This window comes from Pseudomonas sp. BP01 (genome assembly GCF_022760795.1).
In the GTDB taxonomy this organism is placed as follows: Bacteria; Pseudomonadota; Gammaproteobacteria; order Pseudomonadales; family Pseudomonadaceae; genus Aquipseudomonas; species Aquipseudomonas putida_Q.
Genome location: NZ_JAFBKA010000004.1, coordinates 194,375 through 216,922, shown reverse-complemented (window position 1 = coordinate 216,922; position 22,548 = coordinate 194,375). Strand labels below are relative to the sequence as shown.

The 22,548-nt window shown below is 65.1% G+C and carries 21 protein-coding genes; 6 read left to right on the top strand and 15 right to left on the bottom strand.

Annotated elements, in window-relative coordinates; translation table 11 throughout:
- Window positions 1-106: 106 nt before the first annotated feature.
- From madM to mdcA, 9 genes are all read right to left on the bottom strand, one after another.
- On the bottom strand, window positions 107-871 hold the full coding sequence (gene madM, locus JOY50_RS06130; RefSeq protein ID WP_016499447.1) for a malonate transporter subunit MadM: 765 nt from the start codon (window positions 869-871) through the stop codon (window positions 107-109).
- 2 nt (window positions 872-873) lie between these two features.
- Window positions 874-1,296: a malonate transporter subunit MadL gene (gene madL / locus JOY50_RS06125; protein ID WP_132840527.1), complete on the bottom strand. Its 423-nt coding sequence runs from the start codon at window positions 1,294-1,296 to the stop codon at window positions 874-876.
- Between the two features lie 231 nt (window positions 1,297-1,527).
- On the bottom strand, window positions 1,528-2,448 hold the full coding sequence (mdcH, locus tag JOY50_RS06120) for a malonate decarboxylase subunit epsilon (RefSeq protein WP_132840525.1): 921 nt from the start codon (window positions 2,446-2,448) through the stop codon (window positions 1,528-1,530).
- A complete protein-coding gene (locus JOY50_RS06115; protein WP_132840523.1) occupies window positions 2,445-3,059 on the bottom strand; it encodes a malonate decarboxylase holo-ACP synthase in 615 nt (204 codons plus the stop codon). Before JOY50_RS06115 ends, mdcH begins: the two co-directional genes overlap by 4 nt.
- A gap of 1 nt (window position 3,060) precedes the next feature.
- Window positions 3,061-3,852 carry a biotin-independent malonate decarboxylase subunit gamma gene (gene mdcE / locus JOY50_RS06110; RefSeq protein ID WP_132840521.1) on the bottom strand — a complete coding sequence of 264 codons (792 nt, stop codon included), beginning with the start codon at window positions 3,850-3,852 and terminating at the stop codon, window positions 3,061-3,063.
- On the bottom strand, window positions 3,849-4,697 hold the full coding sequence (locus tag JOY50_RS06105; protein WP_132840518.1) for a biotin-independent malonate decarboxylase subunit beta: 849 nt from the start codon (window positions 4,695-4,697) through the stop codon (window positions 3,849-3,851). Before JOY50_RS06105 ends, mdcE begins: the two co-directional genes overlap by 4 nt.
- On the bottom strand, window positions 4,690-4,989 hold the full coding sequence (locus tag JOY50_RS06100) for a malonate decarboxylase subunit delta (protein ID WP_028613842.1): 300 nt from the start codon (window positions 4,987-4,989) through the stop codon (window positions 4,690-4,692). Before JOY50_RS06100 ends, JOY50_RS06105 begins: the two co-directional genes overlap by 8 nt.
- A 1-nt stretch (window position 4,990) precedes the next feature.
- Window positions 4,991-5,947 carry a triphosphoribosyl-dephospho-CoA synthase gene (locus tag JOY50_RS06095; protein WP_132840515.1) on the bottom strand — a complete coding sequence of 319 codons (957 nt, stop codon included), beginning with the start codon at window positions 5,945-5,947 and terminating at the stop codon, window positions 4,991-4,993.
- Window positions 5,947-7,608 carry a malonate decarboxylase subunit alpha gene (gene mdcA / locus JOY50_RS06090; RefSeq protein WP_132840513.1) on the bottom strand — a complete coding sequence of 554 codons (1,662 nt, stop codon included), beginning with the start codon at window positions 7,606-7,608 and terminating at the stop codon, window positions 5,947-5,949. The genes JOY50_RS06095 and mdcA overlap by 1 nt, the downstream gene beginning before the upstream one ends.
- Window positions 7,609-7,863: 255 nt before the next feature.
- On the opposite strand from mdcA, the gene JOY50_RS06085 reads away from it, so the two are divergent.
- Window positions 7,864-8,934 carry an enoyl-CoA hydratase/isomerase family protein gene (locus JOY50_RS06085; protein ID WP_132840510.1) on the top strand — a complete coding sequence of 357 codons (1,071 nt, stop codon included), beginning with the start codon at window positions 7,864-7,866 and terminating at the stop codon, window positions 8,932-8,934.
- A 16-nt stretch (window positions 8,935-8,950) separates the two neighbouring features.
- Entirely contained in the window at window positions 8,951-10,102 is a 1,152-nt protein-coding gene (locus tag JOY50_RS06080; RefSeq protein WP_063423805.1) for an acyl-CoA dehydrogenase family protein, read from the top strand.
- A 152-nt stretch (window positions 10,103-10,254) separates the two neighbouring features.
- Here JOY50_RS06080 and JOY50_RS06075 read toward each other — a convergent pair whose 3' ends face one another.
- The gene (locus JOY50_RS06075) at window positions 10,255-11,187 is read right to left on the bottom strand and encodes a LysR family transcriptional regulator (RefSeq protein ID WP_132840506.1); all 933 of its coding nucleotides are present in this window, start codon (window positions 11,185-11,187) and stop codon (window positions 10,255-10,257) included.
- A gap of 126 nt (window positions 11,188-11,313) precedes the next feature.
- Between JOY50_RS06075 and JOY50_RS06070 the strand changes: the two genes are divergently transcribed.
- Window positions 11,314-11,574, top strand: coding sequence for a DUF2790 domain-containing protein (locus tag JOY50_RS06070; RefSeq protein WP_028613836.1), 261 nt, complete (start codon window positions 11,314-11,316; stop codon window positions 11,572-11,574).
- A gap of 1 nt (window position 11,575) precedes the next feature.
- Here JOY50_RS06070 and JOY50_RS06065 read toward each other — a convergent pair whose 3' ends face one another.
- A complete protein-coding gene (locus JOY50_RS06065) occupies window positions 11,576-12,268 on the bottom strand; it encodes a tRNA (adenine(22)-N(1))-methyltransferase TrmK (RefSeq protein WP_132840504.1) in 693 nt (230 codons plus the stop codon).
- Window positions 12,269-12,405: 137 nt separating this feature from the next.
- Here JOY50_RS06065 and JOY50_RS06060 point away from each other — a divergent pair, with 137 nt between their 5' ends.
- On the top strand, window positions 12,406-12,786 hold the full coding sequence (locus JOY50_RS06060) for a RidA family protein (protein WP_016499416.1): 381 nt from the start codon (window positions 12,406-12,408) through the stop codon (window positions 12,784-12,786).
- Between the two features lie 251 nt (window positions 12,787-13,037).
- On the top strand, window positions 13,038-15,038 hold the full coding sequence (locus JOY50_RS06055) for a U32 family peptidase (RefSeq protein WP_138737116.1): 2,001 nt from the start codon (window positions 13,038-13,040) through the stop codon (window positions 15,036-15,038).
- 16 nt (window positions 15,039-15,054) lie between these two features.
- Here JOY50_RS06055 and JOY50_RS06050 read toward each other — a convergent pair whose 3' ends face one another.
- On the bottom strand, window positions 15,055-16,380 hold the full coding sequence (locus JOY50_RS06050; protein WP_046811314.1) for a sigma-54 dependent transcriptional regulator: 1,326 nt from the start codon (window positions 16,378-16,380) through the stop codon (window positions 15,055-15,057).
- A 341-nt stretch (window positions 16,381-16,721) separates the two neighbouring features.
- Here JOY50_RS06050 and JOY50_RS06045 point away from each other — a divergent pair, with 341 nt between their 5' ends.
- Window positions 16,722-16,988, top strand: coding sequence for a hypothetical protein (locus JOY50_RS06045; RefSeq protein WP_013972506.1), 267 nt, complete (start codon window positions 16,722-16,724; stop codon window positions 16,986-16,988).
- Between the two features lie 106 nt (window positions 16,989-17,094).
- On the opposite strand, the gene JOY50_RS06040 is transcribed toward JOY50_RS06045, so the two are convergent.
- From JOY50_RS06040 to cobN, 3 genes are all read right to left on the bottom strand, one after another.
- Entirely contained in the window at window positions 17,095-17,661 is a 567-nt protein-coding gene (locus tag JOY50_RS06040; RefSeq protein ID WP_243054919.1) for a VWA domain-containing protein, read from the bottom strand.
- A gap of 101 nt (window positions 17,662-17,762) precedes the next feature.
- On the bottom strand, window positions 17,763-18,782 hold the full coding sequence (locus JOY50_RS06035) for an ATP-binding protein (RefSeq protein WP_243054918.1): 1,020 nt from the start codon (window positions 18,780-18,782) through the stop codon (window positions 17,763-17,765).
- A gap of 1 nt (window position 18,783) precedes the next feature.
- A complete protein-coding gene (cobN, locus tag JOY50_RS06030) occupies window positions 18,784-22,545 on the bottom strand; it encodes a cobaltochelatase subunit CobN (RefSeq protein WP_132840492.1) in 3,762 nt (1,253 codons plus the stop codon).
- Window positions 22,546-22,548: the final 3 nt, after the last annotated feature.

The window sequence follows — 22,548 nt, the reverse complement described above, 5'->3', positions numbered from 1 at the left end:
TCACTGTGGGAGCGGCCGTGGCCGCGAACACCGGCGAAGCCGGTGCCATGCACCGAGTAGCCTGCTTCGCGGGCACGCCCGCGCCCACAGAGTGGAGGGTACGACGTCAGCCGACCAGACCGCGTACGCAGAAGTACAGAATCGACGGCCCCATCAGGCACCCCAACCCGGTATGGAAGGTGGCGGTCAACGCGCCATACGGCACCAGCCGCCGATCCGTCGCGGCCAGCCCGGCCGTCACCCCCGACACCGTCCCTGCCAACCCGCCGAACACCATTGCCGAGCGCGGGTTGTCCAGGGCCAGCAGGCGCGCAGAAACTGGGGTGAACACCATCACCAGGATCGCCTTGATCAGCCCGGTGGCAATCGACAGGGCCATCACGTCCGAACTTGCACCCAGCGCCGCCCCGGTCACCGGCCCGACGATATAGGTCACCGCCCCCGCGCCGATGGTGGTCATGCTCACCGCATCGCGGTAACCGAAGGCATAGGCCACTGCCGCACCGACAATGAATGGCAGCACCGTGCCCAGCAGCAGCGCCACCAAGCCAATCATCCCGGCTTTGCGCGCTTCGGTGGCCTGCACCTCGAAGGCCGTGGCCACAATGGCGAAGTCCCGCAGCATGGCCCCGCCCATCAGGCCGATACCGGAGAACAGCGCCATGTCGGCCAGGCCTTTCTGCCCGCCCGTCACGGTGCCGCCTACCCAGGCCAGCACCAGGCCGATGACGATGGCGATGGCCGAGCCGTGCACCCGGCCGAAGGTGAGGTACTTCGACATCACAACCGACAACCACATGATTGCGCCTACCACTGCAAAGGCAGTGATCAGGCCGTTGTGCTCCAGGGCATTTTCAATGATCGGCCACATGTTCAACGACCTCCTGCAGGGGCAACCTGCGCGCGGGTTTCGGGGGTGGTTTCAAGCGCGGGCAAAGGCTCGCCACGGTGGCTGCGGCTGATCAGGGCGATGGTCGCGCCGCACACCAGCACCGCGCCCACTGCCGCCAGCAGCGCTACCGGCCCGCCGTGCAGAGCAGTAACCACGTTCTGCTGGGCGGCCATGGCCACCACCACCGGGATGTACATGGCGCCCCAGAAGCCCACGCCAAACTCGCACTCCTTGCTCATGCCACCGTTGCGGTGCATGTACAGCCGTGCGCAGATCAGCAGGATCATGGCGATGCCGACCCCGCCCACATTGGATTTCACGCCCAGCAACACGCCCAGGAAGTCGCCGACGATAACGCCGGCAAGCGTGCAGACCGCCAGCAGTGCCACACCATAGATGATCATTGTTGTTGTCCTCAGGTTGTGTCGAAGTTGCTTGTTGTTGTTCTTCGTAAACACACATTGATGCGGCCTGCACGGTCATTGTGGGAGCGGGCGTGCCCGCGAAGCAGGCGCCTCGGTGGATGGCACGGGCTTCGCCCGTGTTCGCGGGCTTGCCCGCTCCCACAGGGGTCGCACAAGCTTCCAGATTCAAAACAGGACAGCTCCCAGAATGACAGCGTCTGCCGACTGACATCATCGGTCGTCAGCCACCTCCTGGCGCAGCAGCGCATCCAGGGTGTCCCACCGTGTACCCTCCACGGCCACTACCCTGCCCTGTTCGAACACTGACCGGGCCAGCCCGCTGAGCACGCTGCCGGGTGGTATTTCCAGGTGCAGGCGCACGCCACGTTCAAAGGCGTTGCGCAACGTAGCGCGCCAATCGACCACCCTTGCCATGTTGCCCGCCAGGTCGTCGCGCAGGCGCTGTAGGTCGAACACAGGCCGCGCGCTGCTGCCGCTGAGGTAGGTAATGCGTGGGCGCTGCAACTCGACCGTGGCGAAGGCGCTGGCAAGTTCCGCTGCCGGGCCATCCAGCAACGGGCAATGCGACGGCACGCTGACTGCCAGGCGTCGGGCCACGCCCTGGCCTTGGCGGCGAGCCCTGGCGGCGACCGCAGCCATCGCCGTATCGCTACCGGCGATGACGATCTGGTTTTCACTGTTGAGGTTCGCGACATGCACCTCGCCCCCCACCTCGCTCAGCAAACACTCGACACTGGTCAGGTCCAAGCCGCTGAGTGCAGTCATGCCGTAGCCTTGCGGATAGGCGCACTGCATCAGCTCGCCACGCAGAGCGACCAAGCGCACGGCATCGGCAAACCCCAGGGCGCCCGCCGTAACCGCCGCTGGATAGGCGCCAATCGACAACCCCGCCACGTAATCCGGCGCTGGGCTGCGCTGCATCAGCCAACGTGCCCAGGCCACGCCACTCAGCAGCAGGCACAGCTGAACAGCGCGGGTAGACTGCAGTGCTTGCCGGCTGTCCAGCGCCAGCGCAGCCTGGCCTAGGGTATCGCTGGCTTCCTCCAGCAGCAGCCCTGCGCCCTCAGGCAGACGCTGCAGCATGCCCTCCTGCTGGGCTCCCTGGCCGGGGAAGGCGAACAGGCTACTCATGCGGCACGCTCCATCACTGCCCAAGGGTCGCTGACCAGGCGCGGGCCATGGGGCGACTTGAGCAGCACGCGGCGGGCAAAACCGGCCCATTCGCGCAAGGCAATGGCACCTGCCGGGGTTTCCAGTTGCACATCGATACGGCACGGCGCGCAGTCGAGGATATCCAGCATCTCCCGCGCCTGAGCACGGGTCAGCGATTGTGGTGTGCGCAGCAGCAGGTCCAGGTCACTGTCGGCATGTACCACTTCCATGCCGGTCGCAATCTGGTACCCCACCCCGCCCGTCGGCCCCCAGGCCAGGCCGCTGGCCTGCAATACCGGGGTGACCGAGGCCAGTGCCTGTAGCGCAGGCCATGGGCTTTGTACGTGCACCCGCAGCGCTTCGGGGCCTTGCTGACGCTGGATATCGGCCAGGCGCATCAACGCACCCAAGCGCTGCGCCCGGCCCTGACCACGCACCCCAACCGCTACCCAGCCATCCTCACAGGAGGCACGGCGCACCACCACCGGTCGGCCGCTTGCCAGCACGTTCTGTGCCCACTGCGGCGCGTCGGCGGGCAAGCCCGACACGGGCATCCCCCACAGCAGGTCGTGCGGCCTTGGCGCGTTCATCTCAAGCGCCCTGCCACTGGCGGCGCAGCTGTTCGCGTACCTGGCGCGAGGCACTGCGGTTTTCTCCCGCCAGCCGCGACGACAGGTCGGTGGAGCTACCAATATCGCGCACCGCTTCTGCCAGGCAGGCACGCACCTGAGCAATGTCGGCGGCGCTCGGTGCCTGGGCGTTGTCTACTGTCAGGCGGCGCCACAGCAGGCCCAGCGAGGCGTAGCTGGCCAGGTCGTAGGCCATGGGCGGCACTTCGGCGGCCAGGGCCTCAAGCTGCTCGACGCTGCGCAGGGTAATCCGCGCCGCAGCCGCTTTGCCCATGGCGTGCACCATGACCCCGGTGTCGTCCAGGGCGATCAGGCGCTGGGCCTGGTAGCCGTGGGCCAGGAAGGCGCCGGACATGGCCTTGCCAACCAGCAGACCGATCACCGGGTGCCCGGCCAACCGCGCCTCGGCGTAGGCCTGCACGGCACCGGCCAATGCCTGGTGAATGCCCAACGCTTCCTCACGGCGGCCATAGGCCTGGCTGGGCACATCGATCACCGCGACAATGGCGCGCTTCTGGCCGTTGCGGTCAGCCTCCACCGCCTCGCTCACCGCCTTGGCCAGGCCCCAGCCTTCCAGCAGGCCGACCTCGCCCGAGCGGGCACGGGGGAATGGGTTGTCGGCATCGGGCACCACGGCGATGAAGCGCGCCAGGCGGTTGTCCAGTTCGCCGTCAATCACCCGCAGCGATGCGGGATAACCTGGCAAGGCTTGCCCGCCGGCCAGGCCCGGCAGCCAGTTCAAGGCACGGTTCATTGGGCTTCTCCTTGGTAAAGGACGCGCACGGCGGCGGCATCCAGTTGCGGGCAGTCTTCGCCCAGCCGGGCCAGCCGGTCGAGGAACCAGACGTGCTGGCTGGCGCGGTCTTTGGAGGGTGTGTCGAGCAGTTGCAGCAAGCGTTCGCGCAGCGCATCGATATCATCGGCCACATAGCCGTCCACCAAGCCGCTGGCATGGCGTTGTTCGCCGCCGGTCAGGCTCCAGATGAAGGGACGGTCCTTGGCGTCGTATTCGCCGATGCCGGCCTCCTGTTCGATCACCTGCGGGCCGTTCAGGCCCAGGCGTGCTTCGCGGGTAACCAGCAGGTGGCTGCACAGGCCCGCAGCAATGGACATGCCGCCAAAGCAGCCCACCGAACCTGCGATCAGACCGATCACCGGCTGCAAGGCCCGCAGCTCGACAATGGCCGCCTGGATTTCGGCAATCGCCGCCAGGCCCAGGTTGGCTTCCTGCAGGCGCACACCACCAGTTTCCAGCAGCAACACGGCGCAAGTGGGGATGCCATTGCGGTTATCTTCGATGGCCAGTTCCAGCGCGCCTGCAATCTTGGCACCGCCCACCTCGCCCATGCTGCCCCCCTGGAAGCCACCTTCGATGGCCGCGACCACAGCATGGCGCCCATTCAGCCGGCCCTTGGCGATAACCACACCGTCATCGGCCTGAGGCACGATGCCCTGGCGCGGCAGCCAAGGCGACATCAGCCGGTCGAACGGGCCCAGCAACTCCCGGAAGCTACCTGGGTCTAGCACGGCACGCGCCCGCTGCCGGGCGCCCAGTTCGACAAAGCTGCGGCTGCGCAGCAAGCGTTCGGTGTCAGTCATGGGCAATCTCCTCGAAGCCTTGCTCAAGGCGCAGGCGCACCACGCCCGGGGTGGCGCCAAAGTCATGGATGTCGATGTTCACGGCCGGCCACGCACGGCCCTCGAACAGGCGCTGGAACAGCTGCGCCCAGCGGGCGCCACTGCCGTTGACCGAGGTCACCACCTGGATGTGCAGGCTGCCGGCAGTGCCAGGCTCGATCAGCACTTCGAGGTCGCCGGAGCTGACGCAACCCACCAGCGTGCGGCCGCGGCCCGGTTCGGCGGCGGGGAATTGAAAATTCAGGGTTTCCATGTCACAGGCTCCCGGCTTTGTCGAGGAACAGGCAGGCGGCCAGCAAGTCGGCGGCGCCGCCCGGTGAGGCGTTCAGGTGCAGCAGTTGCCGGTCCAGCTGGCGCAGTTGCCGGCGCCCCGCCAGTGTGGCGCTGCCGCCTTCGGCCAGTACGGCGTGGGCACCTTGCTGGACGGCAGCCAGCCCGGCCGGGCCGCTGCGCCAGAGCACGCAGGTGTCGCTGAGCACGCTCATGATCGCCAGTAACGCGTCGAGCCGGGCGTGCTGCTCGCTGGCACCGGCGGCGCGGCTGCGCTGCAGCTGTGGCAGGCCGTGGGCGATGACGGCGGGGAAGCCTTGTTGTGCCTGTTCGCGGGCGCCGCCGCTGCCGTAGCGGTGGCGGACCTGCAAGCCATGGCTGTGCTGGTGCGGCATGGCCGGGTCGTCGAGCAGGGCTATACGCCCGGCGCGGGCGGCCAGGGTGCAGGCGTCTGCCTGGGTATCGAGGGCCGTGGACGCTACCAGCAGGCCCAGTGCCCAGATGGCGCCGCGGTGAGTGTTGACCCCGTGGGTGGCGGCAAGCATCGCGGCCTCGCCTTCGCGGCCGAGTTGGCCCAGTGAGGCCCGTAGGGCCTGGCCAACCTGACCGCTGGACTGGGCGGCTTCGGCCATGTTGCGCAGGCATGGCCACAGGGCCAGGGCCGAGGCGTGCATCAGGGCCAGGGTCATGTCGTGGTGGGCGCCGTTGCTGCGGCGGTCGACCAGCCCGGGTTTGGGGGACAGGTCGGCTTCGTCGATCAGGGCTTCAACGGCCAGGTCGGCGAGGTGGTCGGCCAGGGGAATTTCGGTTGCCTGGGCTGGCCTCTTCGCGGGCTTGCCCGCTCCCACAGGGACTGCACAAGGCTCAAGGACAGTGGTAAGCCTGTGGGAGCGAGCATGCTCGCGAAGCTGCACATACGGTTGCAAGTCGAGTGCTTTCATCACCAACTCCTGAACCGTGCAGGCGGGTTGTAGAGGCCGCCGGACCACTCGACCAGCTCGGCAATGCTGCGCGCGGCCAGCAGCTCGCGGCTGGCGTCGGTGCGCCGGATGCCAAGGTCTTCGGGCAAGGCGATCAGGCCTTGCTGGCGCATGCGCAGGGTGTCTTTGGGGTCGTGACGCAGGCCAATGGCGGTAACCCCGGCCACGGCGGCGATCATCTGCTGGCGTTCTTCCAGGCTGCGGGCCTTGTACAGGTAGGCAATGCCCTCCTCGGTCAGCAGGTGGGTGACGTCGTCGCCGTAGATCATCACCGGCGCCAGCGGCATGCCGGCCTTCCTGGCCACTTCTACGGCATCGAGGGTTTCCACGAAGGTGGGCTTGCCGCCTTCCTGGTAGGTCTCGACCATTTGCACCACCAGCTTGCGGCCGCGCTCTAGCAGGGTTTCTGGCACGGTCATGTCGAGCCACGCCGGGGTCGCGTGGCGCCGGCCACGCGGGTCGTGGCCCATGTTCGGCGCACCGCCAAAGCCGGCCAGGCGGCCGCGGGTCACGGTCGAGGAATGGCCATCGCCATCCACTTGCAAGGTGGCGCCGATGAACAGGTCGACGGCGTATTGCCCCGCCAGTTGGCACATCATGCGGTTCGAGCGCAGCGACCCATCACGGCCGGTGAAGAACACGTCCGGGCGCTGGGCGATGTAATCCTCCATGCCCAGCTCGGTGCCGAAGCAATGCACGCTTTGCACCCAGCCGGTCTCGATGGCCGGGATCAGGGTCGGGTGCGGGTTGAGCGTCCAGTTGCGACAGATCTTGCCCTTCAGGCCCAGAGACTCGCCGTAGGTGGGCAAGATCAGCTCGATGGCGGCGGTATTGAAGCCGATGCCATGGTTCAGCGACTGCACCTGGTGTTTTTCGTAGATGCCGCGAATGGCCATCATCGCCATCAGCACATGCACCGGTTTGATGTGGCGCGGGTCTCGGGTAAACAGCGGCTCTATATAAAAAGGCTGGTCGGCGACCACTACAAAATCCACCCAGGACGCCGGGATGTCGACCCGTGGCAGGTCGTCCACGCGGTCCACCAGCTGGTTGACCTGGGCGATGACGATACCGTCGCTGAACGCGGCCGGCTCAACCAGTGCGGGGGTGTCTTCGGTGCTGGGGCCTGTGTACAAGTTGCCGTCGCGGTCGGCCATGAAGCCGGCCACCAGGGTGACGTTGGGGATCAGGTCGACCAGCAGCCGCGAGTACAGCTCGATATAGGTGTGGATGGCACCGACTTCGAGCAGGCCATCTTCCAGCAACTGGCCGATGCGCAGGCTTTGCGGGCCGGCGAAGGAAAAGTCGAGCTTGCGGGCGATGCCGCGCTCGAACAGGTCAAGGTGCTCGGCTCGGCTGACGCTGGGCATGATCAGGTGCAGGTCGTGCAGGCGCCCGGGGTCGACCTTGGCCAGCGAGCGCGAAAGGAAGTCGGCCTGCTTCTGGTTGTTGCCTTCCAGCACCACCCGGTCGCCGGGGGCCAGCAACAGTTCGAGGGCTTCGACGATACGTTCGGTGGGCAGCACCACGCCGTCGGCGAGGTGACGGACCCGATCGATGCGGCGCTGCTTTTCGGCGCGCCGCCGCGACCATTGCGGCGGTGGATTCTGAGTTATTGTCATGGTGACCCCACAGTTTCGCTGTCGTGGAGGTCACCTTAGGGCTGTGCTGCCTGGCTGATCAATCAAGCTACAGGCGTATTCGTTACGGTCAGGTTAACGAACTGACCCATCAGGTGATTCGCCCCCAGCAAAAATGCACGATGCCCCTGCATAATTGTCGATTGTGCAAGGCAAATTCGCATGACAGGATCCTGCGATCCTCCAGCGAACTCCAGACTTCACTTGGAAAATCAATAACAAAGCAAGGAGAACGCAATGACTGCGCAAGCTAATACCTCGGCAACCGATCATGTGCTGGCCGAGGTCCGCAACCAGGTTGGCCACCTGACGCTGAACCGCCCCGCCGGCCTCAATGCCCTGACCCTGGACATGGTCCGTAGCCTGCGCCAGCAGCTGGACCAGTGGGCCGAAGACTCGCAAGTGCGCGCCGTGGTGCTGCGCGGCGAGGGGCCCAAAGGCTTTTGTGCGGGGGGCGATATCCGCTCGCTGCACGACAGTTTCAAAGCGGGCGACACGCTGCATGAAACCTTCTTCGTCGAGGAATACGCCCTCGACCTGCTCATCCACCGCTACCGCAAACCGGTACTCGTACTGATGGACGGTTTCACCCTCGGCGGCGGCATGGGCCTGGCCCAGGGCTGCGACCTGCGCGTGGTCACAGAGCGCAGCCGCCTGGGCATGCCCGAAGTCGGTATCGGCTACTTCCCCGATGTGGGCGGTAGCTACTTCCTGTCACGTATCCCCGGCGAACTGGGCATCTACCTGGGCGTCAGCGGCACCCAGATCCAGGCGGCCGACGCCTTGTACTGCGGCCTGGCCGACTGGTACCTGGCCAGTGACCAGCTCACCGCCCTTGACCAGGGCCTGAACCAACTGAACTTTGGCGACAACCCGCTGAAGGACCTGCAGAACCTGCTGGCCACGCTCGGTACCCAGGCGCTGGAAGATGCACCACTGGAAAAACTGCGCCCGGTCATCGACCACTTCTTCGCCCTGCCCAACCTGCAAGCCATTGTCGAACAATTGCGTGCGGTCAGTATCGGTGACAGCCATGCCTGGGCCGTGGCCGTCGCCGACCAGCTGGAAAGCCGCTCACCGCTGGCCATGGCGGTTACCCTGGAGATGGTGCGCCGCGGTCGCCAGCTGGGGCTGGAAGACTGCTTTGCCATGGAGCTGCACCTGGACCGCCAGTGGTTCCAGCACGGCGACATCATCGAAGGCGTGCGCGCCCTGATCATCGACAAGGACAAACAGCCTCGCTGGAACCCGCCGACCCTGGCCGCGCTGCAACAGCAGCGGGTTGACCAATTCTTCGAAGGCCTGTGAGCCCGGGAGTACACAGATGCAAGACCTTGAACTGAGCGAAGAGCAGATCATGATCCGCGACATGGCCCGGGACTTTGCCCGTGGCGAGATCGCCCCGCACGCCCAGGCCTGGGAAAAGGCCGGCTGGATCGATGACGGCGTGGTGCGCAAGATGGGCGAACTGGGCCTGCTGGGCATGGTGGTACCTGAGGACTTCGGCGGCAGCTACACCGACTACGTCGCCTACGCCCTGGCCGTGGAAGAAATCGCTGCGGGCTGCGGCGCCACCGGGGCGATGATGAGCATTCACAACTCGGTAGGTTGCGGCCCGCTGCTGGCCTACGGTACTGCCGAGCAACAACAGCAATGGCTACCGCGCCTGGCCAGCGGTGAGGTGATCGGCTGTTTTTGCCTGACCGAACCGCAGGCCGGCTCCGAGGCGCACAACCTGCGCACCCGCGCCGAACTGGTCGACGGCGAGTGGGTAATCAATGGCGCCAAGCAGTTCGTCAGCAATGCCCGCCGCGCCGGCCTGGCCATCGTATTCGCGGTGACCGACCCGGAGCTGGGCAAGAAGGGCCTCTCGGCGTTTCTGGTGCCTACCGACAACCCGGGTTTCAAGGTGGACCGCAGCGAACACAAGATGGGCATCCGCGCCTCCGACACCTGCGCGGTCACCTTCGACAATTGCCGCATCCCCGCAGCCAACATCCTTGGCGAGCGTGGCAAGGGCCTGGCCATCGCCCTGTCCAACCTTGAAGGCGGCCGTATCGGCATCGCCGCCCAGGCGCTGGGCATTGCCCGCGCAGCGTTCGAGGCGGCGCTGGTCTACTCGCGCGACAGGGTGCAGTTCGGCAAGCCGATCAACGAGCACCAGAGCATCGCCAACCTGCTGGCCGACATGCAGGTACAGGTGAACGCCGCACGTTTGCTGATCCTGCATGCCGCCCGCCTGCGCAGCGCCGGCAAGCCGTGCCTGTCGGAGGCCTCGCAGGCCAAATTATTCGCTTCGGAAATGGCCGAGCGGGTGTGCTCGATGGCGATTCAGGTGCATGGCGGGTATGGCTACCTGGAGGATTACCCGGTGGAGCGCTATTACCGGGATGCGCGGATTACCCAAATCTATGAAGGGTCGAGCGAGATCCAGCGCATGCTGATTGCACGCGAGCTCAAGCACTACCCCCTTTAAAGCGTCGTGCAATACCTGTAGGAGCGGCCTTGTGTCGCGAAAGGGCCGCAAAGCGGCCCCAGCAATTCTTGCATTGGCCCTGCAATCCGGGGGCTGCTATGCAGCCCTTTCGCGACACAAGGCCGCTCCTACAGGGGCCAGCGTTAACCCATCTATCGCCAGTACCGCGAATCATCCACCACCTGCGCATGCCCCTCGAACACCGCCGGCAGTTGCTCCTTGAGGTAATCGATCCACGTACGCACCTTGGCATCCAGGTAGTGCCGCGACGGGTACATCGCATACAGCGCGCTCTCGCGCAGGCGGTACGGCGCCAGCAGCCTGCACAAACGCCCTTGTTCGATCGCCTGGCTGGCCGTATAGAACGGTAACAGGCCAATGCCCATGCCCAATTCACTGGCCACCAGCATGGCGTCGGCAACGTTAGTGGAGAAGTTGTCACTGGGTGTGATCACACACTGATCCACACCTTGAGGGAATACCCAGTCGCCTTCATACATTGGATACGCCATGCGCAGGCAGCGGTGCCCATGCAGGTCCTCAGGGCGCTCAGGCACCCCATGGCGGTCCAGATAGCTGGGTGCTGCGCAGGGGATGCTGAAGATGTTGCCAAGCGGGACGGCAATCAGCTGTGAATCCGGCAGCGCGCCGTCCACGGTAATCACCACGTCATGCCCTTCGGCCAGCGGGTCAGGGTTGCGCTGGGACAACGTCAGCTCGATCACCACTTCCGGGCACAACGCGTTGTAGCCGGCCACCAGCGGCATCAGCAGCAGCCCCAAACCGTGCGGGCAGTGCAAGCGAAGATGGCCGCGAGGCGTGAGGTGCGCACCGCGGGCTTCACCCACCGCCTCTTCGGTCAGCAGCATGATCTGCCGCGCCCGCTCCAGAAACCGCTCACCCGCCTCGCTCATGCGCAGGCGCCGGGTGGTGCGGTGCAGCAGGCGGGTCTGCAGCTGGTTCTCCAGCTCGGCAACAATGCGCGAAACCTGTGCCGCGGAAATATCCAACGCATTGGCGGCGGCAGCGAAGCTGCCACATTCCACCACACGGGCGAACGTACGCATGGCATGCAGCATGTCCATGAGGGTGTGCTCCTTGTTCAGTCTTATTCTTGCGTTACAGGCAGGAATCTATCACGGAACAGCCCATTTATTGTGGATGACCAATGAATACATCATTAGTCATACATTGAAGAAAAGGAGCCTGCCATGAAACGTTCGATCGCTGTCCTTGCCGTTGCCGCCGCCCTTGCCTCTTTTGGTGCCCTTGCCGATGCGGGCAATGCAAAGCCTGCCAGCAACAATTATGAGTACGGCATGCCGCTGGACGTGGCCAAGGTCATCTCCATCACCCCGGCCAGCAACGCCGCAGATTGCCAGGTTGGCACTGCGCACATGGTGTATGTCGACCACCAGGGCCAGAAGCGCGAAATCGACTACCGCGAGATGGGCAATTGCTCGCAGCAGTGAGTCAGGCCAGTATTTGGGTGATCCAGCCCACCTGCTGATTGAAATCGTCGATTTTCGCCTGAGGCACCGCATCACGGGCCCGTTGGAAATTGGCCAGGGTCTGCTGCTTCTGCCGCAGCATGCGCCGCCACTTGACCACAAACGCCTCGCTTTTCTCCTGCATCAACACTGGGCCGAAGTACAGTTGTTCAGCGCTATACACCACCGTGCCGGGCTCGGCGACGATGATTTCGTAGTCGAAGCGGTTTTCCCGTAGCAGCTCTTCGCTGACGATCTGGTAACCATTGCCCGCCAGCCACTGGCGCAGCTCGCGCTCACCGCCATTGGGCTGCAGTACCAGGCGCGTGACGCCGCCAAGGCGCTGCTTGCCGGCCTCGAGGATCTCGCACATGGTGTCGCCGCCCATGCCGCAGATGCTCACCACCGAGATGCGGTCTTGCGGCTCCACCGCTGCCAGGCCATCGGCCAGGCGCACGGTTAACCGGTCTTGCAGGCCGTTTCTGCGCACATTGCCCTGCGCCGAGGCAAACGGCGTCTGCGCCACCTCGCCCGCCACCCCTGCCTCGATCACACCCCGCAGCATCAACGCTACCGGCAGATAACCATGGTCCGAGCCGATGTCGGCCAAGCGGGCGCCCTGCGGCACATGTGCAGCCACGCGCTCCAGGCGCCTGGACAAAGTCTGTTCGTTCAAAATGTGCCCCTGGCTTTGCAATGGGGCGCGATTCTGACGGCGAACGCCGCGCATTTCAAACACCGGGGTGCCCTCGACCCGATTCGCCTGCTCGCGTAGGCTTGCCGTTTTCCTTCCGTAGCAAGGCAAAACACACCATGGCACATGCAGACATCATCTACACCCCGGACCCGGACGCCGAGTCAATTTCGTCCGACGTCGCCGAGTTCAACGGCGTGCTGGTCACCACCCAGATTCCGACCCACGCTGATGGCAGCCTGGAACTGGGCGGCATCGTCGAGCAAAGCGAATGCACCCTGCAGGCGCTGAAAGTGGCGCTGGAAAAGGCCGGCAGCGGCATGGACCGCGTGCTGCACCTCACAATCTACCTCACCGACATGGCCGACCGTGCCGCGTTTAACGAGGTTTACCAGCGCTTCTTCAGCAAGCCATGGCCGGTGCGTGCGGCCGTGGGTGTGGCTTCGCTGGCATTTGAAGGCATGCGCGTAGAAGTCACGGCGATGGCTGCCAAGCGCTGATCTTCGCGCAATACACGATCCCTGTAGGAGCGGCCTTGTGTCGCGAAAGGGGTGCGCAGCACCCCCAGATTCTCAGCTTCGCCGCAGATATCGCTGGGGCCGCTTTGCGGCCCATCGCGACACAAGGCCGCTCCTACAATAAGCGGAATCTGGCAGCCAATCCCGCACCTCCCGGCACCCCGATGATGCCGCCAGCCCGTTTCGCCGCTACAATGCCCGCCTAAACCGTGGCAGCCCGAAAATATAACGATATGTCCCTTCCAAAGAATCACCTGGAACTGCTCAGCCCTGCCCGTGACGTGGCCATCGCCCGTGAAGCGATCCTGCACGGCGCTGACGCCATCTACATCGGCGGCCCAAGCTTTGGCGCACGCCATAACGCCTGCAACGAGGTCAGCGAGATTGCCGAACTGGTCGAGTTCGCCCGCCGCTACCATGCGCGCGTGTTCACAACCATCAACACCATCCTCCACGACAATGAGCTGGAACCTGCGCGCAAGCTGATCCATCAGCTGTACGACGCCGGCGTCGACGCGCTGATTGTGCAGGACCTGGGGGTGATGGAGCTGGATATCCCGCCGATCGAGCTGCACGCCAGCACCCAGACCGACATCCGCACCCTGGAACGGGCCAAGTTCCTCGATCAGGCCGGCTTCTCACAACTGGTACTGGCCCGTGAGCTGAACCTGCAACAAATCCGCGCCATTGCCGCCGAAACCGACGCCGCCATTGAGTTCTTCATCCACGGTGCGCTGTGCGTGGCCTTCTCCGGCCAGTGCAATATCTCCCACGCGCAGACTGGCCGAAGCGCCAACCGTGGCGACTGTTCGCAAGCCTGCCGCCTGCCCTACACCCTGAAAGATGACCAGGGTCGGGTGGTAGCGTTCGAGAAGCACCTGCTGTCGATGAAGGACAACAACCAGACCGCCAACCTGGCCGACCTGGTCGATGCTGGCGTGCGCTCGTTCAAGATCGAGGGCCGCTACAAGGACATGGGCTATGTGAAGAACATCACCGCCCACTACCGCAAAGAGCTCGACGCCATCCTCGAAGGCCGCCCGGAATATGCCCGTGCGTCCAGCGGCCGCACCGAACACTTCTTCTTGCCCGACCCGGACAAGACCTTCCACCGCGGCAGCACCGACTATTTCGTGACCGACCGCAAGGTCGACATCGGTGCCTTCGACTCGCCAACCTTCACCGGCCTGCCGGTGGGTGTGGTGGAAAAGGTCGGCAAGCGCGACATGCAAGTGGTGACCGAAGTGCCACTGACCAACGGCGACGGCCTGAATGTGCTGGTCAAACGTGAAGTGGTGGGTTTCCGCGCCAACATCGCCGAACCACGTGGCGAGTTCGAGGAAGACGGCCACAAGCGCTACCGCTACCGCGTCGAGCCCAACGAAATGCCCGAAGGCCTGCACAAGCTGCGGCCCAACCACCCGCTGTCGCGCAACCTCGACCATAACTGGCAGCAGGCCCTGCAACGCACCTCTTCCGAGCGCCGGGTTGGTGTGGAATGGCATGCTGTGCTGCGTGAGCAGCGCTTGATGCTTACCCTCAGCAGTGAGGAAGGCGTCAGCGTGCAGGTGGCCCTGGACGGCCCGTTCGGCGAGGCCAACAAGCCACAGCAGGCACTGGACCAGTTGCACGACCTGCTCGGCCAGCTGGGTACCACGATGTACCACGCCAGCAGCATCGAGCTGGACGCGCCGCAGGCGTACTTCATTCCCAACTCGCAGCTCAAGGCCCTGCGCCGTGAAGCCATCGAGGCGCTGACCGAGGCACGCATCAAGGCGCACCCGCGTGGCGGGCGCAAGGCCGAAACCACGCCGCCGCCGGTGTACCCCGAGTCGCACCTTTCCTTCCTGGCCAACGTGTACAACCAGAAGGCCCGCGACTTCTACCACCGCCACGGCGTGCAGTTGATAGACGCGGCTTACGAGGCCCATGAAGAGCACGGTGAAGTGCCGGTGATGATCACCAAGCACTGCCTGCGCTTCTCCTTCAACCTGTGCCCCAAGCAGGCCAAGGGCGTGACCGGTGTGCGCACCAAGGTGGCACCGATGCAGCTGATTCAGGGTGACGAAGTGCTGACCCTTAAGTTCGACTGCAAACCGTGCGAAATGCATGTGGTCGGCAAGATGAAAAGCCACATCATCGACCTGCCAACCCCGGGCAGCGCGGTGGCCCAGGTAGTGGGGCACATCAGCCCGGAAGACCTGCTGAAGACCATCGTGCGCGCGCCGCACTGACCCTCGGACAGATCAGTCAGCGTATCTGATGCTTGTGCAGCAAGCGGTAGAAGGTGGGCCGGGAGATCCCCAGCACCTTCGCCGCTACGCTCATGTTATCGCTGTGCCGGTTAAGCACATCGCACAAGGCCTGGCGCTCGGCCCGCTGCTTGTATTCCTCTAGCGTGCCCAGCGGCTGCTGCCCTTGGTCCAGCGTCTGCAGGCCCAGGTCCTGCGCCTCGATCTGCCGGCCTTCGGCCAGCACCAGGCCACGGCGCACCCGGTTGGCCAACTCGCGTACATTCCCCGGCCAGTCATGCCGGCCCATGGCCGCCAGGGCATGGTCGCTGAACGAGCGCGGCCGGCGACCGGTTTCCAGGCTGTAGAAATGGGCAAAATGGCTGGCCAGCATCGACAGGTCACCATGTCGGTCGCGCAGTGGCGCGGTCACCACCTGCAACACGTTCAAGCGGTAATACAGGTCTTCACGGAAACGCCCCTGCTCGATGGCTCTTTCCAGGTCCACGTGGGTGGCGGCCAATACCCGCGCATCCACCGGTATCGGCTGGCTGCCGCCCACCCGCTCGATGTGTTTTTCTTGTAAAAAACGCAGCAGATTGGCCTGCAACTCCAGCGGCAAGTCACCAATTTCATCCAGAAACAACGTGCCACCGTGGGCGGCTTCAATGCGCCCGGTCTTGCGCTGATGGGCACCGGTGAAAGCGCCCTTCTCATGGCCGAACAGTTCGGACTGGATCAGGTGCTCGGGGATTGCCCCACAGTTGATGGCGACGAATGGCTGCTCGCTGCGTTGCGACTGCCGATGCAGGGTACGCGCCACCAGTTCCTTGCCCGTTCCGCTTTCACCACGGATCAGCACCGGCGACTCGGTGGGCGCCAACTTGCCCAGCAACTTGCGCAACTCGCGGATCGGCCGGCTTTCGCCAAGCAGTTCGTGGGTCGCGTCGTCCACCTTGGCGGCCCCTTTGCCACGTAGCCGCGCCATGCCGAATGCCCGGCCAAGGGTGACCTGTACGCGGGATACATCGAACGGCAGGGTGTGGAAGTCGAAGAACCATTCGCAGACAAAATCGCCGACGGCCGGCATGCGCAACTGTTCGGCGCTGAGCACCGCGATCCACTCGGTGTTACTGCGCTTGATCATGTCCTTGACCGCGTCCGGGTGCCTCAGGTGCGAAGCCTGCAAGCGCAACAACCCTACATCACAGGGGTGATCCAGCGCGGCAGCGAGCATGCAGCTGTCCACATCCCAGCCTGCGTTACGCAGGCCCGGCAATAATTGATGGCAGTCATCGCAAGGGTCGACGATGAGCAAACGACGTTGAGCGGCAAGCTGTTGCATGACCGTTCCTTGGCGCCAGTTTTTGGTTTTATGAAGTAAAACAGCAAGTTGTGGCGCCCGTTTAACAGTAGCAACGAAGTTGACGGCGCCCACTACCGTCTGTCTGCTGACGCATTTTTTTACAATGTGACACGGGAATTTTCGCACTTTAACGATATCCCATGGCGGCGCAGGGAAGAACGGATTCAAGCCTGACAAAAAATTTTACATCTAGTGTGTGACTTGCCGCCGGACAACGAGCATCAGTACACATAACCCCGCGCTGCACTTCGCGACCATTGAGGCGACTTTAAAGCAACGCGGACTCACTTCGATGTTTGGGACCATAGAGAGACCGAACCATGAATGCCCCGCTCCGTGTCAACGAAGCACTGCTGATTGCCGACCACGCCTTCGAACCTTTCCAGTGCGTAGCCTGGGATGCACCCAATGGCACTGGTGAGTTGAGCCTGGCAGTGATCGACCGGACCAGCACCCGCATCGGCAGCAAGCAAGTGTCTTCGCGCATCTACTCCGACCCCGCCCAGTGGGCCAGCCTGATCGAAGAAGTGCGCGCCGAACTGTGCGAGAAAGGTTACGACCTGCAACCGTGGTCGATGCCAAAGTAATATCGCCCGGCGAATCAAGTGCGTGCAGCGCCACGCACTTGTTCAAATGCAAAGTTGCTGTTCTGGCAACTTTCACGGTTGCGACACAGTGTCGCATCAATGCTGTTCAGTCCACGGCTTTGAACTGTTGCAGGTGCTGGTAATCGGCTTGCAATTGTTCGGCCAGACGTTGCGCACGACCAACCCGCACCGGTGCCAATTCCATGTCCACCAGCAACGTTGAACAGGGCATAGGCTGTACGGCGTCCCATTTCTGAAGGCGACCATCGGTAAACACCAGGCAGCGTATCTCTTCTTCCGGGTGGGCGCGTTGACGCACCTGCAGCCAATGCCGAGCCTGTTCCAGTGCCGCGATCAGCGGCGTACCGCCACCGGCGCCCAAGGCCTGCAGCCATGGCTGTAATGCAGCCGAAGCCTTCAGGCCGTGGCGCTGCCACTGCGGTGTGCGCCCGCTGGCGGTCAGCAAGGCCAGGCGGGCGCGCTGGCGGTAGGCCTGGTCGAACAGTGCCGCCAGCAGCCCTTTGGTTTGGGTCAGCGCCTGGTGGCGCCGGGTCGAGGCCGAGGCATCGACTATCACCAGCCACAACGCTGCCGGTTTGCCCATGCGGTGTTGCCAGCACAAGTCCTGGCGCTGCAGTGGCCGCCCTTTGAGCAAGGTCGGCAGCCAGGCCACGCGGCCGCTTGCCGCACTGCGCGGGCGACCACGGCTGGCACCGTTCTGCTTGCCTGCGCCCGCTTTGGCATCCGCCCCTTTTGCAGCTGACCGGGGGATGCTCAGGGCTTTTTTGCCCAGTTCGGTACCTCGCGGCGTGCACCGCTGGCCACCGGCTGCGCCGGCAATGCCCCCCAGTCGCCCTGCCCGCCCTGTTCGCCAGGCTTGCTGGCGCCCTGCTGACCGGGCTGCTGGTCCGGCTGCGGCGCCGACGGTGGGTTGGCCTGTGGCGCCACGCGGCGGCGATGGCGCAAGGCGAACTCGGCCACCGCTTCGACATCCACTTCTTCGATGGCCGCACCGCCACGCCAGGCGCAGTGGGCGCGTGCCGCACGCAGCCACACCAGGTCGGCGCGCAACCCGTCGACGCCGGCGGCGTAGCAACGCTCGGTAATCCAGGCCAGCGCCTGGTCATCCAGGGCAATACCGGCCAGGGCATGGCGCGCTGCCTGGCAGCGCTCGCGCAACTGCGCCTGGGCCGCAGCCCATTGCGTGCAGAAAGCCTGCGGGTCACTGTCGAAGGCCAGGCGCCGGCGAATGATTTGCTGGCGGGCCTCAGGCTCAGGCAGGCCCTCAAGGGCCACGTTCAAGCCAAAACGGTCGAGCAACTGCGGGCGCAGCTCGCCCTCTTCCGGGTTCATGGTGCCAATCAGCACGAAGCGGGCGCTGTGCCGGTGCGAGATGCCGTCGCGCTCGATGCGGTTGGTGCCACTGGCCGCCACATCGAGCAACAGGTCGACCAGCGTGTCGGGCAGCAGGTTGACCTCATCGACATACAGTACGCCACCGTCGGCCTGGGCCAGCACGCCCGGGGAAAACTGCGCCTTGCCCTGCCCAAGCGCGGCATCCAGGTCGAGGGTGCCGACCAGCCGTTCTTCACTGGCGCCCAGTGGCAGGGTGACGAACGGGCCCTCGCCAAGCAGGTCGGCCAGGCCACGCGCCAGGGTGCTCTTGGCCATGCCACGCGGCCCTTCGATCAGCACGCCGCCGATTTTCGGGTCGATGGCGGTCAGGCACAGTGCCAGCTTCAGGTCGTCGGCACCGACCACGGCGGCCAGCGGAAATTGCACGGGTTCACTCATTTCAAGCCTGTTCCTCGCCGTCGAGCAGTTGTTCCTCAAGGGCTTCGCGGTAGTCGCCCGGCGCCTGCCACAGCCCGCGCTGCTGGGCCTCCAGCAGGCGCTCGGTAAGGTCGCGCAGGGCCTCGGGGTTGTGCTCGCGCATGAAATCGCGGGTAGCCGGGTCGAGCACGTAGGCATCGGCCAGCCCCTGGTAATGATGGTCGTCGATCAGGTGCGTGGTGGCATCGAAGGCGAACAGGTTGTCGACCGTCGCCGCCATCTCGAAGGCACCCTTGTAGCCGTGGCGCTTGACCCCGTCGATCCACTTGGGGTTGAGCGCGCGGGCGCGGATCACCCGGTTCAGCTCTTCCTTGAGGGTACGGATGCGCGGTCGGTCTACCTGGCTGTGGTCGCCGTGGTAGCTGGCTACCGCCGCCCCGGACAAGGTTTCCGACGCTGCCAGCATGCCGCCCTGGAACTGGTAGTAATCGTTGGAATCGAGCAGGTCGTGCTCGTGGTTGTCCTGGTTCTGCAGCACCGCCTGCACCTTGGCCAGGCGCTGGGCGAACTGGGCGCGGGCCGGAGTGCCGTCGTCGCTGGCGCCGTAGGCGTAGCCGCCGTGGTTGAGGTAGACCTCGGCCAGGTCGTCGCGGGTGTGCCACAGCCGCCCGTCGATCGCGTTCTGCACCCCGGCACCATAAGCACCGGGTTTGGCACCGAACACCCGCCAGCCGGCCTGGCGCGTGGCCTGCTCGGCGTCAACGCCTTGCCCCAGCAGTGTGGCACGCTCGCTGCGTACCCGGGCGGCCAAGGGGTTGAGGTCGTCGGGCTCGTCCAGCGCGGCCACCGCCTGCACGGCGGCATCGAACAGGCGGATAAGGTTGCCGAAGGCATCGCGGAAGAAGCCGGAAACGCGCAAGGTTACATCCACCCGCGGGCGGTCGAGCAAGCTCAGCGGCAGTATTTCAAAATCGTCAACGCGCTGGCTGCCGGTGGCCCACACCGGGCGCACGCCCATCAGCGCCATGGCCTGGGCGATGTCGTCGCCGCCAGTACGCATGGTCGCCGTGCCCCACACCGACAGGCCGAGCTGGCGCAGGTGATCGCCGTGGTCCTGCAGGTGGCGCTCGAGGATCAGGCTGGCCGAGGCGAAGCCCAGGCGCCAGGCCGTGGTGGTGGGCAGGTTGCGCACGTCCACGGTATAGAAGTTGCGGCCGGTGGGCAGCACGTCGAGGCGCCCACGGCTGGGCGCACCGCTGGGGCCGGCAGGCACGAATCGCCCGGCCAGCGCCGCCAGCAGGCCATTCATTTCAGCAGCGCCGCAGGCATCCAGGCTGGGCGCCACCGCTTCGCGCAAGGCCTGCACCACGTCACGCACCGGCTGCCATTCGCTCGATTCAGGCAGCTGCAGGGTGCCGCCCAGCGCTTGTTCGATCACCTGCTGCGCCAAAAGCTCCAGGCGCTCGCGGGTATCGCCACAGGTGCGCCAGGGCTCACTGCTCATGGCCAGAAGCTGCTCAGGGCGTGCGCCCTGCCAGGGCAGCCCAAGCTCACAATCGAGCGGGTCAAAGCCTGGCACCAATGCCTTGGCCAAGGCCCGCAGCAGGCTGGCATTACCGCCACGACCGTCGCCACGCTCAACCCGCAAGAGCGCCAGCAGCGTGTCCAGGCGCAGCCGTCCTTCTGGCGACTGGCCAAACACATGCAGGCCATCGCGAATCTGCGATTCCTTCAGGTCGCACAGGTAGGTGTCCAGGCGCGGCAGCCAGACGGCGGCATCGTCCAGCTGCCCTTCCAGTTGCAGCTCACGGTCGATGTGGTTGACCTTGACCAGCTCGAGGATGTCGCGCTGCAACTCGCGGGCACGCCGCGGGTCGAGTAGCTGCGCTTCGTAGAACTCGTCGGCCAGTTGCTCCAGGTGCCGCAACGGGCCGTAGGTTTCGGCACGGGTCAGCGGCGGCATCAGGTGGTCGATGATCACCGCCTGGGTACGTCGCTTGGCCTGGGCACCCTCGCCCGGGTCGTTGACAATGAACGGGTAGATGTTCGGCAGCGGGCCAAGCAGCGCGTCCGGCCAGCACTGCGCCGACAAGCCGACGCCCTTGCCGGGCAGCCATTCGAGGTTGCCGTGCTTGCCGACATGGATCAGCGCGTCGGCCGCGAATGCGTGGCGCAGCCAGAAGTGAAACGCCAGGTAGCCGTGCGGCGGCACCAGGTCGGGGTCGTGATACACCGCGCTGGGGTCTACCTGGTAGCCCCGGGCTGGCTGGATGCCGACGAAGGTCAGGCCAAAGCGCAAGCCGGCCACCATCAGCCGGCCGCTGCGGTACATCGGGTCCTGCTCGGGCGGCCCCCAGCGCTCCAGCACTGCCTGGCGATTGGCCTCGGGCAAGCGCTCGAAGGCTGCCTGGTAGTCGGCCAGGCTCAGGCTCTGGGCGCAAGGGCGCTGGTCAAGGTTGTCAAGGTCGTTGGTCACCCCGCCGAGCAGCTGGTGAATCAGTTGCGTGCCACTGCCCGGCAAATCGGCCAGCGGATAACCTTCGGCCTGCAGCGCCTGGAGAATGTTAAGTGCGGCAGCGGGCGTGTCCAGGCCGACGCCGTTGCCAATGCGGCCATCGCGGGTCGGGTAGTTGGCCAGCACCAGGGCGACGCGTTTCTGGGCATTGGGCAGGCGCGCCAGCTCGACCCAGCGGCGGGCCAGCTCGGCGACAAAGTCCATGCGCTCGGGGTGGGCGCGGTAGCACACCACATCGGACTGGCTGCGCTCGCTGCGCCAGGCCATGTCCTTGAAACTGACCGGGCGGGTAATGATGCGCCCGTCGAGTTCGGGCAAGGCGATGTGCATGGCCAGGTCGCGCGCGCCCAGTCCCTGTTCGCTGGCCTCCCAGCCGGGCTGGTTGTCCTGCGCGCAGATGGCCTGCAGCACCGGAATGTCGCGACGGAACGGGCGCAGGTTGGGCCGTTCGGGGCTGGACAGGGCAAACCCGGTGGTATTGACCAGCACTTCGGCACCGACCTCGTCCAGCCAGGCTTCGACCTGCTCCAGGCAGGCGCTTTCCTTGAGACTGGCCACGGCGATCGGCAACGGGTTCAAGCCAGCGGCCTGCAGGCGCTGGCAGAACACGTCGATGAATGCGGTGTTGGCCGCCTGCAAGTGGGAGCGGTAGAACAGCAGCGGCGCTACCGGGTAGTCCGGGTGCCAGTGCGGGTACCAGTCTTCCAGTGCCACACTACCCTTGGCCGGGTGATACACAGCGGTGCGCGGCAAGGGTTGCGGCTCGTCCCAGGCATAATCGCGGCCCAGCCACTGGTTGGCCAGGCACTTGTACAGGTTGATGGCATTGGCCTTGCCGCCCTGGCGCAAATAGTGCCAGAGGCGCTCGGCCTGCTCGCCACTGACGCTGCCCAGGCTGGTCAGTTCCGGGTCCGGGCGATCATCGCCCGGCACTAGAATCAGCTGCACGCCACGCGCAGCCAGCTCGACCAGTTGCTCGACGCCATAGCGCCAGTAACCGACGCCGCCGTGCAGCGACACCAGGATGACCTTGGCATGGCGCAGCACCTGGTCGACATAAAGGTCGACCGAAGCGTGGTTCTGCACCTGCATCGGGTTGGCCAGGCGCAGGCTGGGGAAATCCTCAGGCAGTTGCTCGGCGGTATCGGCGAGCAAGGCCAGGTGCGAATCGCCGCTGCAGAGAATCACCAGTTCGGCGGGTGTCTGGCCGAGGTCGGCAATACTGTCATCCGGCACGAAGCCGCCGGGCTGGGTCCGCAGCAGGTGCACGGG

Coding starts and splice junctions, on each gene's coding strand:
- JOY50_RS06060 (WP_016499416.1), top strand. CDS start 12,406: ATGGCACATGCAGACATCATCTACACCCCGGACCCGGACGCCGAGTCA.
- JOY50_RS06080 (WP_063423805.1), top strand. CDS start 8,951: ATGCAAGACCTTGAACTGAGCGAAGAGCAGATCATGATCCGCGACATG.
- JOY50_RS06055 (WP_138737116.1), top strand. CDS start 13,038: ATGTCCCTTCCAAAGAATCACCTGGAACTGCTCAGCCCTGCCCGTGAC.
- madM (WP_016499447.1), bottom strand. CDS start 871: ATGTGGCCGATCATTGAAAATGCCCTGGAGCACAACGGCCTGATCACT.
- JOY50_RS06035 (WP_243054918.1), bottom strand. CDS start 18,782: ATGAGTGAACCCGTGCAATTTCCGCTGGCCGCCGTGGTCGGTGCCGAC.
- madL (WP_132840527.1), bottom strand. CDS start 1,296: ATGATCATCTATGGTGTGGCACTGCTGGCGGTCTGCACGCTTGCCGGC.
- mdcA (WP_132840513.1), bottom strand. CDS start 7,608: ATGACAATAACTCAGAATCCACCGCCGCAATGGTCGCGGCGGCGCGCC.
- JOY50_RS06100 (WP_028613842.1), bottom strand. CDS start 4,989: ATGGAAACCCTGAATTTTCAATTCCCCGCCGCCGAACCGGGCCGCGGC.
- JOY50_RS06085 (WP_132840510.1), top strand. CDS start 7,864: ATGACTGCGCAAGCTAATACCTCGGCAACCGATCATGTGCTGGCCGAG.
- JOY50_RS06105 (WP_132840518.1), bottom strand. CDS start 4,697: ATGACTGACACCGAACGCTTGCTGCGCAGCCGCAGCTTTGTCGAACTG.
- JOY50_RS06050 (WP_046811314.1), bottom strand. CDS start 16,380: ATGCAACAGCTTGCCGCTCAACGTCGTTTGCTCATCGTCGACCCTTGC.
- JOY50_RS06115 (WP_132840523.1), bottom strand. CDS start 3,059: ATGAACGCGCCAAGGCCGCACGACCTGCTGTGGGGGATGCCCGTGTCG.
- JOY50_RS06075 (WP_132840506.1), bottom strand. CDS start 11,187: ATGGACATGCTGCATGCCATGCGTACGTTCGCCCGTGTGGTGGAATGT.
- JOY50_RS06070 (WP_028613836.1), top strand. CDS start 11,314: ATGAAACGTTCGATCGCTGTCCTTGCCGTTGCCGCCGCCCTTGCCTCT.
- mdcH (WP_132840525.1), bottom strand. CDS start 2,448: ATGAGTAGCCTGTTCGCCTTCCCCGGCCAGGGAGCCCAGCAGGAGGGC.
- JOY50_RS06095 (WP_132840515.1), bottom strand. CDS start 5,947: ATGAAAGCACTCGACTTGCAACCGTATGTGCAGCTTCGCGAGCATGCT.
- mdcE (WP_132840521.1), bottom strand. CDS start 3,852: ATGAACCGTGCCTTGAACTGGCTGCCGGGCCTGGCCGGCGGGCAAGCC.
- JOY50_RS06045 (WP_013972506.1), top strand. CDS start 16,722: ATGAATGCCCCGCTCCGTGTCAACGAAGCACTGCTGATTGCCGACCAC.